Origin of the sequence: Pseudomonas sp. MBLB4136 (assembly GCF_051904765.1) — a bacterium.
Lineage (GTDB): Bacteria > Pseudomonadota > Gammaproteobacteria > Pseudomonadales > Pseudomonadaceae > Aquipseudomonas.
The window spans coordinates 647,691-663,048 of record NZ_CP196713.1 but is presented as its reverse complement, the minus strand read 5'-3'; the positions used below and the strand labels follow the sequence as shown (position 1 = coordinate 663,048).

The 15,358-nt window shown below is 62.8% G+C and carries 14 protein-coding genes and 2 tRNA genes; 1 reads left to right on the top strand and 15 read right to left on the bottom strand.

What is annotated here, in order from left to right; all coding sequences use genetic code 11:
* Window positions 1-12 precede the first annotated feature (12 nt).
* The 10 genes from nusA to rlmE all read right to left on the bottom strand — a co-directional run bounded on the left by nusA (window position 13) and on the right by rlmE (window position 8,573).
* A complete protein-coding gene (gene nusA, locus ACSX1D_RS02915) occupies window positions 13-1,494 on the bottom strand; it encodes a transcription termination factor NusA (RefSeq protein WP_208708305.1) in 1,482 nt (493 codons plus the stop codon).
* A 47-nt stretch (window positions 1,495-1,541) separates the two neighbouring features.
* Window positions 1,542-2,000 (bottom strand): ribosome maturation factor RimP, encoded by a 459-nt coding sequence (gene rimP, locus ACSX1D_RS02910; RefSeq protein ID WP_208708304.1) that lies wholly within the window; start codon window positions 1,998-2,000, stop codon window positions 1,542-1,544.
* A gap of 129 nt (window positions 2,001-2,129) precedes the next feature.
* Window positions 2,130-2,206 (bottom strand) — tRNA-Met (locus tag ACSX1D_RS02905).
* Between the two features lie 97 nt (window positions 2,207-2,303).
* Window positions 2,304-2,389: transfer RNA gene (locus ACSX1D_RS02900), tRNA-Leu, on the bottom strand.
* A gap of 26 nt (window positions 2,390-2,415) precedes the next feature.
* The gene (secG, locus tag ACSX1D_RS02895) at window positions 2,416-2,799 is read right to left on the bottom strand and encodes a preprotein translocase subunit SecG (protein ID WP_439860899.1); all 384 of its coding nucleotides are present in this window, start codon (window positions 2,797-2,799) and stop codon (window positions 2,416-2,418) included.
* Window positions 2,800-2,803: 4 nt separating this feature from the next.
* Window positions 2,804-3,559: a triose-phosphate isomerase gene (gene tpiA / locus ACSX1D_RS02890; protein ID WP_439860898.1), complete on the bottom strand. Its 756-nt coding sequence runs from the start codon at window positions 3,557-3,559 to the stop codon at window positions 2,804-2,806.
* A gap of 65 nt (window positions 3,560-3,624) precedes the next feature.
* Window positions 3,625-4,962 carry a phosphoglucosamine mutase gene (gene glmM, locus ACSX1D_RS02885; RefSeq protein ID WP_439860897.1) on the bottom strand — a complete coding sequence of 446 codons (1,338 nt, stop codon included), beginning with the start codon at window positions 4,960-4,962 and terminating at the stop codon, window positions 3,625-3,627.
* Between the two features lie 19 nt (window positions 4,963-4,981).
* Entirely contained in the window at window positions 4,982-5,833 is an 852-nt protein-coding gene (gene folP, locus ACSX1D_RS02880; RefSeq protein WP_439860896.1) for a dihydropteroate synthase, read from the bottom strand.
* Window positions 5,834-5,841: 8 nt separating this feature from the next.
* Window positions 5,842-7,755, bottom strand: coding sequence for an ATP-dependent zinc metalloprotease FtsH (gene ftsH, locus ACSX1D_RS02875; RefSeq protein WP_439860895.1), 1,914 nt, complete (start codon window positions 7,753-7,755; stop codon window positions 5,842-5,844).
* Window positions 7,756-7,949: 194 nt separating this feature from the next.
* The gene (rlmE, locus tag ACSX1D_RS02870; RefSeq protein ID WP_208708298.1) at window positions 7,950-8,573 is read right to left on the bottom strand and encodes a 23S rRNA (uridine(2552)-2'-O)-methyltransferase RlmE; all 624 of its coding nucleotides are present in this window, start codon (window positions 8,571-8,573) and stop codon (window positions 7,950-7,952) included.
* A gap of 102 nt (window positions 8,574-8,675) precedes the next feature.
* Between rlmE and yhbY the strand changes: the two genes are divergently transcribed.
* Window positions 8,676-8,987 carry a ribosome assembly RNA-binding protein YhbY gene (gene yhbY / locus ACSX1D_RS02865; RefSeq protein WP_208708297.1) on the top strand — a complete coding sequence of 104 codons (312 nt, stop codon included), beginning with the start codon at window positions 8,676-8,678 and terminating at the stop codon, window positions 8,985-8,987.
* Window positions 8,988-9,033: 46 nt separating this feature from the next.
* Here the strand turns inward: yhbY and ACSX1D_RS02860 are convergent, their stop codons facing one another.
* The 5 genes from ACSX1D_RS02860 to dapB all read right to left on the bottom strand — a co-directional run bounded on the left by ACSX1D_RS02860 (window position 9,034) and on the right by dapB (window position 15,307).
* A complete protein-coding gene (locus ACSX1D_RS02860) occupies window positions 9,034-9,432 on the bottom strand; it encodes a DUF4149 domain-containing protein (RefSeq protein WP_439862259.1) in 399 nt (132 codons plus the stop codon).
* Between the two features lie 10 nt (window positions 9,433-9,442).
* Window positions 9,443-9,919 carry a transcription elongation factor GreA gene (greA, locus tag ACSX1D_RS02855; protein WP_439860894.1) on the bottom strand — a complete coding sequence of 159 codons (477 nt, stop codon included), beginning with the start codon at window positions 9,917-9,919 and terminating at the stop codon, window positions 9,443-9,445.
* Entirely contained in the window at window positions 9,916-13,137 is a 3,222-nt protein-coding gene (carB, locus tag ACSX1D_RS02850) for a carbamoyl-phosphate synthase large subunit (protein ID WP_439860893.1), read from the bottom strand. The genes greA and carB overlap by 4 nt, the downstream gene beginning before the upstream one ends.
* Before the next feature lie 36 nt (window positions 13,138-13,173).
* A complete protein-coding gene (carA, locus tag ACSX1D_RS02845; protein WP_439860892.1) occupies window positions 13,174-14,310 on the bottom strand; it encodes a glutamine-hydrolyzing carbamoyl-phosphate synthase small subunit in 1,137 nt (378 codons plus the stop codon).
* A 193-nt stretch (window positions 14,311-14,503) separates the two neighbouring features.
* Complete coding sequence (gene dapB, locus ACSX1D_RS02840) at window positions 14,504-15,307, bottom strand: 4-hydroxy-tetrahydrodipicolinate reductase (protein ID WP_208708293.1); 804 nt, start codon at window positions 15,305-15,307, stop codon at window positions 14,504-14,506.
* Window positions 15,308-15,358: the final 51 nt, after the last annotated feature.

Genomic DNA, 15,358 nt, shown 5'->3' with positions numbered 1-15,358 from the left:
AGGCCGTAAAACTTACTCGAACCAATGGGCTCGGGCGGCCATGATCAGCTTGCCGGCACGCTCTTCGTCGATGCCGTCTATGTCGAGCAAGTCGTCGATCGACTGCTCGGCCAGGTCTTCGCGGGTAATCACACCGCGCACTGCCAGTTCCTGCGCCAGGCCCTTCTCCATACCCTCGAGCGAGAGCAGGTCTTCGGCCGGGTGGGCGTCTGCCAGCTTTTCTTCTGTGGCGATGGCTTTGGTCAGCAGGCGATCTTTTGCCCGCGCACGCAGCTCGCTGACAATTTCTTCATCGAAACCGTCGATGCTGAGCATCTCTTCCATCGGCACATAGGCGATCTCTTCCAGGCTGGTGAAACCTTCTTCCACCAGCACCTGGGCCAGCTCCTCGTCGACTTCCAGCTCGTCGATGAAGCGCTGCAGAATATCGCCGGTTTCGGCCTGTTGCTTGGCCTGGATGTCCGCCTCGGTCATCACGTTCAGCGTCCAGCCGGTCAGCTGGCTGGCCAGGCGAACGTTCTGACCGCCACGACCGATGGCCTGGGCCAGGTTGTCTTCGCCGACGGCGATGTCCATGGCGTGGGCATCCTCATCAACGATGATTGCCGCCACTTCCGCCGGGGACATGGCATTGATGACGAACTGCGCCGGATTCTCGTCCCACAGGACGATATCCACCCGCTCGCCACCCAGCTCGCCGGAAACGGCCTGCACACGCGAACCGCGCATGCCGATACAGGCACCCTGCGGATCGATACGCTTGTCCTTGGAGCGCACCGCGATCTTGGCCCGCGATCCCGGATCCCGGGAGGCAGCCATGACTTCGATCAGCTCTTCGGCGATTTCCGGCACTTCGATGCGGAACAGCTCGATCAGCATTTCCGGGGCGGTACGCGACAGGATCAGTTGCGGGCCGCGGTTCTCGGTGCGGATTTCCTTGAGCAGCGCACGCAGACGGGCGCCGACCCGGAAGGTCTCGCGGGAGATGATGTCTTCGCGGGCCAGCAGCGCTTCGGCATTGTTACCCAGGTCGACGATGACGCTGTCGCGGGTGACCTTCTTGACCGTACCGGAAATGATCTCACCCAGACGGCCGCGATAGGCCTCGACCACTTGGGCACGCTCGGCCTCGCGCACTTTCTGCACGATGACCTGCTTGGCAGTCTGGGCGGCAATGCGGCCGAACTCGATGGATTCGATCTTCTCCTCGAGTACATCGCCGATCTTCGCATCGGCCTTGCGCGCCTGGGCCAGATCCAGGGTCAACTGATGCGCAGGGTCCTCAAAATCTTCCTCTTCCACCACTGTCCAGCAGCGGAAGGTCTCGTAGTTGCCGGTGAGGCGATTGATCGCCACTCGCAACTCGACTTCGTCTTCAAATCGCTTCTTGGTCGCCGTGGCCAGGGCCAACTCCAGCGCCTCGAAAATCACGCTGGCCGGCACGCCCTTTTCGTTGGACACCGACTCAACAACCAGCAGTACTTCTTTGCTCATCGTACGCCTCGCCTTTCGCAATCCATTGGATCCGCGGGATCCGCGTCTCAATCAAACCGGGGGATGACATTGGCCTTGTCGATCGAATCGATCGGCAACAGGAACTCGTGGTCATCCACCTGCACCACCACGTCCTGCTCCTCCACACCTCGGAGAAGACCCTGAAAGTTGCGGCGCCCTTCGAAAGGCGTGCGCAGCTTGATTTTCACCTGCTCACCGACATAGCTGGCAAATTGCTCCAGCGTGAACAGCGGCCGATCCATGCCCGGCGACGACACCTCCAGGGTGTACTCCGCACTGATCGGATCCTCGACATCGAGGACACCACTGACCTGCCGACTGACTTTCTCGCAATCGTCAATCAGAACGCCGTTGGCATGATCGATATAAATACGCAGCAACGAATGCCGCCCTTGCGACAGGAACTCGATACCCCAGCATTGATAGCCGAGTGCTTCGACTACCGGGGCCACCAAGGCCTGCAACTGTTCTAGCTTGCTCGACACCTGAACCCCTCGCGCATGCTGTGCAAATAAAAAATGGGCGAAACGCCCATCCCTTCGATTCGGCTCAAGAGGCCGAAAAACCTGTCTCCCAGCTAGCAAAAAGCCCCTTGAAAGGGGCTCCGCTACTACTGGTTGCGGGGGCTGGATTTGAACCAACGACCTTCGGGTTATGAGCCCGACGAGCTACCAGACTGCTCCACCCCGCGTCAAAGCTGGGGCCGAAGTATACGGCCGAACACCCGAAAGGGTCAACCGAAGCTCCAGCAACAACAAGACCCGCATGTAGCGGGCCTTGTTGTAAATTGGTACCGAGGAGGGGACTCGAACCCCTACAGCCTATGGCCACTACCACCTCAAGGTAGCGTGTCTACCAATTCCACCACCTCGGCAAAATCGTTTGAATCTTTTACCGCTGTTACTGCTGCTCTGGAGCCTGAGGTACGTCAGCTGCATTCACCGCTGACTGTTGCTCTTCGAGCACCGGCACATCTTCTGCCGCCGGCTTTTCTTGCTGCACTTCCTCGACCGCCGGAGCCGGCAAACCTACCTGACTCAGCGCATCAGCCTTTTCATTAGCAAAGAACGCTAAGCCCAGGCTGGTTAAGAAAAATGCGGTGGCGAGTATAGCAGTAACGCGACTCAAAAAGGTAGAGGAACCTTGACTACCGAACACGGTAGCAGAAGCACCCGAACCAAAAGACGCGCCCGCATCGGCACCCTTACCCTGCTGCAACAATACCAGCGCAACCACGCCGATCGCACCCAGCAGATGAAGAACTACTACGACTGTTTCCAGCATCTTTTCAGTTTCCCGCGGCGCGACAGATCGCACCGAACTCATCCGCATTCAGAGAGGCCCCACCCACAAGCCCCCCATCGATATCCGGCATGCCAAACAACTCGGCCGCGTTGACGGCCTTGACACTGCCGCCGTACAGAATTCTTACCCCTTGCGCCACCTCGGCATCTGCTGCCGCCAGCTGCGCCCGAATGGCAGCATGCACTGCCTGCGCCTGATCCGGCGAAGCGGTCAACCCGCTACCAATCGCCCAGACCGGCTCGTAAGCCACCACCGCCCGACCGAAGGCTGCGACGCCGCAGGCATCGACCACAGCGGCCAACTGGCGACCCACCACCTCGAGGGTCTCGCCCGCTTCACGCTGCGCCAGGGTCTCCCCCACACAGAGCACCGGCACCAAGCCGCACGACTGAGCCGCAGCGAACTTGCGCACCACCCACTCGTCGGACTCCGCCAGCAGCAGGCGGCGCTCAGAATGACCGAGCAGCACCAGGGCACAACCGGCATCCTGCAATTGACTGGCAGCCACCTCGCCGGTCAGCGCACCCTGCGACGACTCGACCGCGCAGTCTTGCCCGCCAACCATCACCGGCAGGCCGCTCAAACCCTCTACGACCTGGGTCACATGCAGACAAGACGGGAATACCGCAATCTCCACATCGACAGGCAACGCCTGTCGACGAACACCTTCGATCAGCTCTGCGACGCTGGCGCGGGTACCGTGCATCTTCCAGTTACCAGCAACCATTGGGCGACGCATGCTTTACCTCGTCGGTCAAAGAGGGCGCAGATGTTACCCAACAGCCGTTAGCCTGGCAAGCCGAATCAAGCACATACTTCGGCAACAACTTTAGCCAATTCATCGGCATAGCCACGCACCTGGGCTTCGTCGTCGCCCTCGACCATCACGCGGACCAGCGGCTCGGTGCCGGACTTGCGCAACAACACACGCCCGCGCCCCGCCATTCGCTCCGTGACACGCGCACTGGCATCCTGTACGGCTGGATGCTCGAGGGGGTCTTCGCCACCGGAAAAGCGCACATTCACCAGCACCTGCGGACACTTTTGCATGCCCTGTCGCGTCTCGGCCAGACTCTGACCGCGGCGCTTGAGCGCCAGCAGGACCTGCAACGCCGCGATCATCGCATCACCGGTAGTGGTGTGCTGGAAACACACGAGATGGCCTGAGTTTTCCCCGCCAAGCTGCCAATTGCGCGCCAGCAATTCGGCGATCACGTAGCGGTCGCCGACCTTGGCGCGGATAAAGGGTATCCCCAGGTCGGCGCACGCCAGTTCCAGCCCGAGATTACTCATCAGGGTCCCGACCACGCCGCCATGCAGCTTGCCGCGCTCCTGCAGGTCGCGGGCGATGATGAACAACAGTTCGTCGCCATCTACCAGGGCACCGGTGTGGTCAACCATCAACACCCTATCGGCGTCACCATCGAAGGCGATGCCCAGATCGGCCTGCTGGGCAACCACCTCGGCCTGCAGCGCCTCCATGTGGGTGGAGCCGCAGGCATCGTTGATATTCAGCCCATTGGGCTGCGCCGAGAGCACCGACACCTCGGCACCGAGTTCGCGGAACACGCTGGGCGCCACCTTGTAGGCGGCACCATGGGCGCAATCGATCACCATCTTCAGACCGGCGAAGTCAGTGCTGGTCGGCACGCTGCTTTTGCAGAATTCGATGTAGCGGCCAGCCGCGTCATGCACACGCGACACCTTGCCGAGGCGCTCCGAGTCGACCACGGTCATCGGCGCGTCGAGTAGCTCCTCGATCATCAACTCGACCTCGTCCGGGAGCTTGGTGCCCTGCCCGGAGAAGAACTTGATGCCATTGTCATGGTGCGGATTGTGCGAGGCACTGATGACGATGCCCGCCTCGGCGTGAAAAGTGCGCGTCAGGTAGGCGATCGCCGGGGTCGGCATGGGCCCCAGCAGCATCACGTCAGCCCCGGCCGCCAGCAGCCCGGCCTCGAGGGCCGACTCGAACATATAGCCGGAAATCCGCGTGTCCTTGCCGATCAGGATGCGGCACTTGCCCTGCTTGCGAAATGCCATGCCGGCCGCCCAGCCAAGCTTGAGCATGAAGTCCGGGGTGATGGGAAACTCGCCGACTCGCCCGCGAATACCGTCAGTACCAAAATATTTTCTACCCATAACCACATTTCCTTCTGACTTATTCGGCCGCTTCGACTGCGGCAATCATGCGCATCACATCGACCGTTTCCGCCACATCGTGAACCCTCAGGATGTGCGCCCCCTTGGTCACGGCGAGGGCCGCCAGGCCGAGGCTGCCGTACAGACGGTCGCCGACCTCGTGCCCCAGCACCCGGCCGATCATGCTCTTGCGCGAGACACCGACCAGGAGCGGCCGTCCGAAGGCATGCAGCGACTCCATATGCTTGAACAACCGCAGATTGTGCTCCAGGGTCTTGGCGAAACCGAAGCCCGGATCGAGCACGATCCGCTCGGCGGCGATCCCCGCAGCCGCACAGGCCGCCAGCCGCTCGGCGAGAAAGTCACGCACCTCGAGCAGAATGTCGGCATAGCACGGATCCTGCTGCATGGTGCCTGGCTCGCCGCGCATATGCATCAGACAGACCGGCAAGCCACTGGTCGCGGCCGCCGCGAGCGCCCCGTCGCGCTGCAATGAGCGCACGTCATTGATCAGCCCGGCACCGAGTCGCGCGGCCTCACGCATGACCTCGGGCGTCGAGGTATCCACGGAAATGATCACGTCTAGCTCGGCGGCGATGACCTCAACAACAGGCGCCACGCGCGCCAGCTCCTCCTCGGGCGACACCGCGCGCGCCCCGGGGCGGGTCGATTCACCGCCGACGTCGATCAGCGTCGCGCCGGCCCGCACCATCTCGGCCGCATGGCGCAGCGCCGCATCACGCTGGTGATAGCGACCACCGTCGGAGAACGAGTCGGGGGTTACATTGAGAATGCCCATCACCTGCGGACGGGCCAAATCAAGAAACCGGCTGCCACAGGGCAGCCGGTTTTGTTCGAGCGAGAGAGGCATTGGCAACCTTAATGCTCGGCGGCAGGGCCACCGATTGGCTTCTCGGGACTATCGGCCTGGTCGGTCTTGGCCGATGGCTTGCCCGCTCCGCCGTCATCGCCCCAGCCCTTCGGCTCACGCGGCGTACGGCCATTCATGATGTCGTCGATCTGCTCGGCGTCGATGGTCTCGTACTTCATCAGCGCCTCGGCCATGGCATCGAGCTTGTCGCGGTTCTCCTCGAGCAGGCGCTTGGCGGTGCCGTAGCACTGGTCGATGATGCTGCGCACCTCCAGGTCGATCATCTTCGCCGTGTCGGCCGAGACGTTGGTGTGCTGGCTGCCCATGCTGCGACCGAGGAACACTTCACCCTCTTCCTCGGCGTACATCAGCGGACCGAGCTTCTCGGACAGGCCCCACTTGGTGACCATGTTCCGCGCCAACTGGGTCGCGCGCATGATGTCGTTGGACGCACCAGTGGTGACCCCCTCGAAGCCCAGGGTCATCTCTTCGGCGATACGGCCGCCAAAGAGGGAGCATATCTGACTGACCAGCGCGCGCTTGCTCAGGCTGTAGCGGTCTTCTTCCGGCAGGAACATGGTCACACCCAAGGCACGACCACGGGGAATGATCGACACCTTGTAGACCGGGTCATGCTCCGGCACCAGGCGACCGACGATGGCGTGGCCGGCCTCGTGGAACGCGGTATTGAGGCGCTCCTTCTCGGACATGACCATGGTCTTGCGCTCGGCGCCCATCATGATCTTGTCCTTGGCCAGCTCGAACTCCTTCATCTCGACCAGACGCTTGCCGGCTCGGGCGGCAAACAGCGACGCCTCGTTCACCAGGTTGGCCAGGTCGGCGCCGGAGAAGCCTGGGGTTCCCCGGGCGATGAGCGCAGGCTGCACATCTTCGCCCATCGGCACCTTGCGCATGTGCACCTTGAGGATCTGCTCGCGACCGCGGATATCCGGCAGACCGACCACCACCTGACGGTCGAAACGCCCCGGACGCAGCAGCGCCGGGTCGAGCACGTCGGGGCGGTTGGTAGCGGCGATGACGATCACGCCGTCGTTCATCTCGAAGCCATCCATCTCCACCAGCAACTGGTTGAGGGTCTGCTCGCGCTCGTCATGCCCGCCGCCCATGCCGGCGCCACGGTGACGGCCGACGGCGTCGATCTCGTCGATGAAGATGATGCACGGTGCGTGCTTCTTGGCCTGCTCGAACATGTCGCGCACGCGGGAGGCGCCGACACCGACGAACATCTCGACGAAGTCGGAGCCGGAAATGGTGAAGAACGGCACCTTGGCCTCACCGGCGACTGCCTTGGCCAGCAGGGTCTTACCGGTACCCGGCGAGCCGACCATCAGCACGCCGCGCGGAATGCGCCCACCGAGGCGCTGGAACTTGCCTGGATCTCGGAGGAACTCCACCAGCTCGCTGACCTCTTCCTTGGCTTCGTCGCAACCAGCGACATCGGCGAAGGTGGTTTTGACCTGATCCTCGGACAACAGGCGCGCCTTGCTCTTGCCGAAGCTCATGGGCCCACCCTTGCCGCCGGCGCCGCCCTGCATCTGGCGCATGAAGAACATGAACACCGCGATGATCACCAGAATGGGGAAGCTGGCGACCAGCAGCTGGGTCCAGATGCTCTGCTGCTCCGGCTGCTTGCCGACGATCTCGACATTGTTGTCGATCAGGTCCTTGATCAGACCGTTGTCCTGAATGGCGGGACGCACGGTCTCGAAGCGCGTGCCGTCGATCCGTTCACCATTGATGATGTAGCCGTCAACGGTAACCCGCTGAACCCGACCATCCTGAACCTGCTCGATGAAGTCCGAGTAGTTGAGCTTGTTCGTCTCGCTCGGGCTGGAGAAATTGTTCATCACCGTGACCAAAACAGCAGCGATGATCAGCCACAGGATCAGATTCTTTGCCATGTCGTTCAATTAACTACCCTCTGAAGCAGGCCCCGTGCGCAAGCGTGCTTCGCATGACGACCAGTTATGTACCGATCTAACTTACTACACATCGCCTGCAGCTGGCAGACGCGGTCTGTAACCCTTTATTTGCGCGAGAACGCACAATGCATGCAGCCTATTGGACTGACAAGCCCGCCCTTGGTTGCATCGACCTAGGCGCCGCGATAACCGCGGGCCAACAGGTACTGTTCACGGGAACGATCGCGGGAGGACAGCGGCTTGCGCATCTGCACCTTGTCGAACATCTCGCGCACCTGCTTGTGGTACTGGTCGAAGCCCTCGCCCTGGAAGATCTTGATCAGGAAATCACCACCCGGACGCAGCACGCGCCCCGCCAGATCCAGGGCCAATTCGCACAGGTACATGGCGCGCGGCTGGTCGGCCGCCCTTACTCCACTCATATTGGGGGCCATGTCGGAAATCACAAGGTCCACCGGGTTGCCGCCAATCGCCTCGAGGATCTGACTGAACACCGCGTCCTCGGTGAAATCACCCTGAATGAAGGTGACGTCCGGGATGCTGTCCATCTCCAGGATATCCGAGGCGATCAGCGTGCCCTTGTCGCCGATCAGTCGACTGGTCACCTGCGACCAGCCGCCCGGCGCGGCGCCGAGGTCGACCACGGTCATGCCCGGGCGCAGGATGCGGTCCTTCTCCTGGATCTCCAGCAGCTTATAGCTGGCGCGCGAACGGTAGCCGTCCTTCTGCGCCATTTTGACGTAGGGATCGTCGAAGTGTTCTTTCAGCCAACGGGGGCTGGTCTTGGAGCGAGCCACACGGCACCTCGATTTTACAAGTCGTGAATAACTGGGCGGGTCCGAAGGCGCTCGGGTAAACTAGCCGCCGCTTTTTACCAGATCAGACGCAGGGGTCAGATTATGCCGCTCACTCAGGAGCAGAAGAAACAATACAAATCTATCGGCCACCACCTGAAACCGGTATTGATCGTGGCAGACAATGGTTTGACCGAGGGCGTTCTGGCCGAACTGGAACGCGCACTGAACGATCACGAACTGATCAAGGTGCAACTGCGCATCACCGAACGCGAGGATCGCCTCGCCGCGATCGACGAACTGTGCAAGGCGGCCAAGGGCGAACTGGTGCAGGTCATCGGCAAGATGGCGCTGATTTACCGCAAGAACCCCAAGCCGAACAAGAACCTCTCCAACATCAGCCGCTACCAGGGCTGAGCCGGCACCAGCCGACCGCCGCCAGGCCGTCGGCTCGCCTCGTCGATCAGGCGCGACGAACCGGCACCGGCTGCAACACCAGCAACAGCCCGCAGAACGCCAGGACCAGATAGCTGAACAGCAGCCAGCGCTGGGCGTCCGGCCACCACTGGCGCACCAGCAAGTAGCCACCCGCGATCAGCAACACCGTCAGCAACAGCTGACCGCGCAAATCCCGCCACAGACTGGCCAGCCGCTCGATACGCACCAGCACGACAATCTGCAGCAGCGCGCAGCAGGCCGCGAGGCCTATCAGCAGCGACCCCAGCAGCGCGTCGATTTCTTCGAGCAGCAACGGTGCCAGCCCCAGCTTGGCCAGGGCCGGCAGCACCAGAAACTGCAAGAGCCAGAGACCGCCGACCCAGAGGGTCTGGGCCAGCAGCCAGCTGATCGCTCCGGCGCTCAGGGCCGGTTGCTTAGATATGGCGAACCTCGACGATCTCGTACTCGACCACGCCGCTCGGCGTGTTCACCGCCACCACATCACCCTCCTCCTTGCCCACCAGGGCACGGGCGATCGGCGAGCTGACCGACAGCTTGCGCTGCTTGATGTCCGCCTCGTCCTCACCGACGATCTTGTAGGTCACGCTCTCGTCGGTTTCGACGTTGGCGATCTCCACCGTGGTGCCGAAGATCACCTTGCCGGTATGGGCGATGGTGGTCACATCGATGACCACCGCATTCTGCAGACGCCCCTCGATGTCACGGATACGCGCCTCGACCATGCCCTGCTGCTCGCGGGCGGCATGGTATTCGGCGTTCTCCTTGAGGTCGCCCAGCTCACGGGCGGTACCGATATCCTGACTGAGCTTCGGACGCACGACCTTGGTCAGGTGGGCCAACTCTTCTTCCAGGGCGCGCGCGCCCTGGACGGTCATGGGGTATTTGATCATGCCTTGATTCCTGCATGGAGATCCTGCAAGCGGCGCACGGTCTTCTCGGGACCGAACTTGAGCGCCTCGCAGATCGCCTGCCCCGCCGCGATGGTGGTGGTGCAGTAGATCTTGTGCTGCAGGGCGTTACGACGGATCGAGTAGGAGTCAGCGATGGACTGACGCCCCTCGGTGGTGTTGATGATGAGGGTGACCTCATCATTCTTGATCATGTCGACCACGTGCGGGCGGCCTTCGGTAACCTTGTTCACCCGACGCACCGGCAGGCCGGCGGCCTCGATCAACTTGGCGGTACCGGCGGTGGCGACCACCTCGAACCCCAGGCCGATCAGGTCGCGGGCGACCTCGGCCACCAGCGGCTTGTCGTCGTCGCGCACGCTGATGAAGGCACAGCCGCTGTTCGGCAGCACTTCGCTGGCGCCCATCTGCGCCTTGGCAAAGGCCTCGCCGAAGGTGTCGCCCACACCCATCACCTCGCCGGTGGACTTCATCTCCGGGCCGAGGATGGGGTCGACGCCGGGGAACTTGGCGAACGGGAACACCGCTTCCTTGACGCTGAAGAACGGCGGAATGATTTCCTCGCTGTAGCCGGCCTCGGCCAGCGACTTGCCGGCCATGACGCGGGCCGCCACCTTGGCCAGCGACTCGCCGACACACTTGGAGACGAACGGCACGGTACGCGAAGCGCGCGGATTCACTTCGATCACGAAGATATCCTCGCCCTGCACGGCCATCTGCACGTTCATCAGGCCGACCACGCCGAGCTCCAGGGCCATCTTCTTGACCTGGTCGCGGATCTCGTCCTGGATGTGCTTGGGCAGCGAGTAAGGCGGCAGCGAACAGGCCGAGTCACCGGAGTGCACGCCGGCCTGCTCGATGTGCTGCATGATCGCACCGATCACCACGGTTTCGCCGTCGCACACCGCGTCGACGTCGACTTCGATGGCGCAGTTGAGGAAGTGATCGAGCAGCACCGGACTGTCGTTGGAGACCTTCACCGCCTCGCGCATGTAGCGCTTGAGTTCGTCTTCCTGGTAGACGATCTCCATGGCCCGGCCGCCCAGCACGTAGGACGGACGCACCACCAGCGGATAACCGATGGACTTGGAGTGCGCCAGGGCCTCGTCTTCGCTGCGCGCGGTGGCGTTGGCCGGCTGGCGCAGGCCGAGACGCTGGACCATCTGCTGGAAACGCTCGCGGTCTTCGGCGCGGTCGATGGCATCCGGGCTGGTGCCGATGATCGGCACGCCGGCTTCTTCCAGGGCGCGACAGATCTTCAGCGGGGTCTGGCCACCGTACTGCACGATCACGCCCTTGGGCTGCTCGACGCGGACGATTTCCAGCACGTCTTCCAGGGTCACCGGCTCGAAGTACAGGCGGTCCGAGGTGTCGTAGTCGGTGGAGACGGTTTCCGGGTTGCAGTTGACCATGATGGTCTCGTAACCGTCTTCACGCATGGCCAGCGCCGCGTGCACACAGCAGTAGTCGAACTCGATGCCCTGGCCGATGCGGTTGGGGCCGCCGCCGAGGATCATGATCTTCTCGCGGCTCGACGGATTGGCCTCGCACTCCTCCTCGTAGGTCGAGTACATGTACGCGGTGTCGGTGGCGAACTCGGCCGCGCAGGTATCCACACGCTTGTAGACCGGCAGCACCTTGAGCTTGTGGCGATGGCTGCGCAGGGTCTTCTCGGTCACGCCCAGCAGCTTGGCCAGGCGGATATCGGAGAAACCCTTGCGCTTGAGCTTGTACATCAGGTCACGATCGATGCTCGACAGCGCCTGGGTCTTGATGCGCTCTTCGTCCTTGATCAGGTCCTCGATCTGCACCAGGAACCACTCGTCGATACGGGTCAGCTCGAAGACTTCTTCGATGGTCTTGCCGGCGCGGAAGGCGTCCGCCACGTACCAGATACGATCGGCGCTCGGTACCGTCAACTCGCGGCGCAGGGTGCTTTCGGCTTCCGGATCGTTCAGGTCGAGTTTTTCATCGAAGCCGGCGACGCCGACTTCCAGGCCGCGCAGGGCTTTCTGCAGGGATTCCTGGAAGGTGCGGCCGATGGCCATGACCTCACCCACGGACTTCATCTGGGTGGTCAGGCGGGCGTCGGCCTTGGGGAACTTCTCGAAGGCGAAACGCGGGATCTTGGTCACCACGTAGTCGATGGCCGGCTCGAACGAGGCCGGGGTGCGACCACCGGTGATGTCGTTGGACAGCTCATCGAGGGTGTAACCCACGGCCAGCTTGGCGGCGATCTTGGCGATCGGGAAGCCGGTGGCCTTGGAAGCCAGGGCCGAGGAACGCGACACCCGCGGGTTCATCTCGATCACCACCATGCGCCCGGTGTTCGGGCAGATACCGAACTGCACGTTGGAGCCGCCGGTTTCCACGCCGATCTCGCGCAGCACCGCCAGGGAGGCGTTGCGCAGGATCTGGTATTCCTTGTCGGTCAGGGTCTGGGCCGGGGCGACGGTGATGGAGTCGCCGGTGTGCACGCCCATCGGGTCGAAGTTCTCGATGGCGCAGACGATGATGCAGTTGTCCTTCTTGTCGCGGACTACCTCCATCTCGTATTCCTTCCAACCGATCAGCGACTCGTCGATCAGCAGTTCGCTGGTCGGCGACAGGTCGAGACCGCGGGCGCAGATTTCCTCGAACTCCTCACGGTTGTAGGCGATGCCGCCGCCGGTGCCGCCCATGGTGAAGGACGGTCGGATGATGCAGGGGAAGCCGACCTTCTCCAGCACGCCGTAGGCTTCTTCCATGCTGTGGGCGATGCCGGAAACCGGGCAGGCCAGGCCGATGTCCTTCATCGCCTTGTCGAAGCGCGAGCGGTCTTCGGCCTTGTCGATGGTGTCGGCGTTAGCGCCGATCATCTCGACGCCGAACTTCTCCAGCACGCCGTGGCGCTCCAGGTCCAGGGCGCAGTTCAGTGCGGTCTGGCCACCCATGGTCGGCAGCAGGGCGTCGGGGCGCTCCTTCTCGATGATCTTGGCCACCGTCTGCCACTTGATCGGCTCGATGTAGGTGGCGTCGGCCATCGACGGGTCGGTCATGATGGTGGCCGGGTTGGAGTTCACCAGGATGACGCGGAAACCCTCTTCCTTCAGGGCCTTGCAGGCCTGGGCGCCGGAGTAGTCGAACTCGCAGGCCTGGCCGATGACGATCGGGCCGGCGCCGAGGATCAGGATGCTTTTGATATCTGTACGTTTTGGCATGTCTCTTACTCGAATCCTTGGGTCAGTCGGCGTGGCTTAGCGGCGCTTGGCCATGGCTTCGATGAAGCGGTCGAACAGCGGCGCGACGTCGTGCGGGCCGGGGCTCGCCTCGGGGTGACCCTGGAAGCTGAAGGCGACCTTGTCGGTCCGCTCGATGCCCTGCAGGGTGCCGTCGAACAGCGACTTGTGGATGGCCCGGACGTTGCCCGGCAGGCTGCCCTCGTCCACGGCGAAGCCGTGGTTCTGGCTGGTGATCATCACCACGCCGGAATCGAGGTCCTGCACCGGGTGGTTGGCACCGTGGTGGCCGTGGCCCATCTTCAGGGTCTTGGCGCCGGACGCCAGGGCCAGCAGCTGGTGGCCAAGGCAGATGCCGAACACCGGAATATCGGTCTCCAACACGTCCTTGATGGCCTGGATCGCGTAATCGCACGGCTCGGGATCGCCCGGGCCATTGGACAGGAACACGCCATCGGGATTCAGCGCCAGCACTTCGTTGGCCGGGGTCTGCGCCGGCACCACGGTCAGGCGGCAGCCGCGCGCCACCAACATGCGCAGGATGTTCAGCTTGACCCCGTAGTCGTAGGCCACCACGTGATAGGGCAGCTCGCCAGCCGGGATCTGCGGGTGACTGTCGTCCTTCAGGTTCCAGGTGCTTTCGCGCCACTCGTAGGACTCGGTGCAGCTGACCACCTTGGCCAGGTCCATGCCCTTGAGGCCGGGGAAGCTGCGCGCCAGTTCCAGGGCTTTTTCCTCGGTGGCGTCTGCGCCGGCGAGGATGCAGCCGTTCTGCGACCCCTTCTCGCGCAGGATGCGGGTCAGGCGGCGAGTGTCGATGCCGGCGATGGCAACGGTGCCGTTTTCCTTCAGGTAGTCGGGCAACGACTGCTTGTTGCGCCAGTTGCTGGCGGTCAGCGGCAGGTCACGAATGATCAGACCGGCGGCCCAGACCCGATTGGACTCGGCGTCCTCCGGGGTGGTGCCGGTGTTGCCGATATGCGGATAGGTCAGGGTAACGATTTGCTGGGCATAGGAGGGATCGGTAAGGATTTCCTGATAGCCGGTCATGGCGGTATTGAACACCACCTCTCCAATAGTATGGCCATCGGCACCGATGGCCTCGCCGCGAAAAATGCTGCCGTCAGCAAGGGCGAGTATGGCTGGCTTAGTCAAGAAGACCTCCCGTCGATCAAGGCTTGAAGCAAACGCAGGTTGTAAAAAAGCGGGATGACGTATCGACCGTCACCCCGCTTTTTTATCTGATTCATTCTGCGTAACTTTTAGTGGACACACTAAAGCGGGAAGCTTACAGGAAAGTGACTTTTTGGTCCACATCCAGATAAGCCTCCGCCCAGTTGCACGGGGCTCAGTTGAGCCCCAGAACGTCCTGCATGTCATACAACCCGGCATCCCGCCCCTGCAGCCACAGGGCGGAGCGCACCGCCCCCTTGGCGAAGGTCATGCGGCTGGAGGCCTTGTGGGTGATCTCCACCCGCTCGCCGTCGGCGGCAAACAGCACGGTATGGTCGCCGACCACGTCGCCGGCGCGCACGGTGGCAAAGCCGATGGTCTCGCGAGCGCGAGCGCCGGTCTGGCCTTCGCGGCCGTAGACCGCGACCTTCTGCAGATCACGCCCCAGGGCATTGGCCACCACTTCGCCCATGCGCAAAGCAGTCCCGGAGGGCGCATCGACCTTGTGCCGATGGTGGGCCTCGATGATCTCGATATCCACCTCGTCGCCCAGCACCCGCGCCGCGGTATCCAGCAGCTTCAGGCAGAGGTTGACGCCGACGCTGAAGTTGGCGGCGAAGACGATCGGGATCTGCTTGCCCGCCTCGGCCAGCAGCTGCTTCTCCGCGACACTGAAGCCCGTGGTGCCAATGACCATGGCCTTGCCCGCCTGACGGCAGACCTCCAGGTTCTTCAGGGTCACCGAGGGGTGAGTGAAATCGATCAGCACATCGAACTGGTCCAGCACGGCAGCCAGGTCGCCGGACAACGGCACACCCAGCTTGCCCAGCCCGGTCAGCTCGCCGGCATCGGCACCGACCAAGCTGCTGTCCGGGCGATCGACCGCGGCACTCAGGCTGGCACCTTCGGCCTGCTGCACCGCCTCGATCAGGGTCTTGCCCATGCGCCCCGCGGCGCCCATCACGGCAATTCGTTGCATATCTAGAAACTCCAAGCTGCAGGTCCGCCGCCGGGTATAGAGGGCTGACTC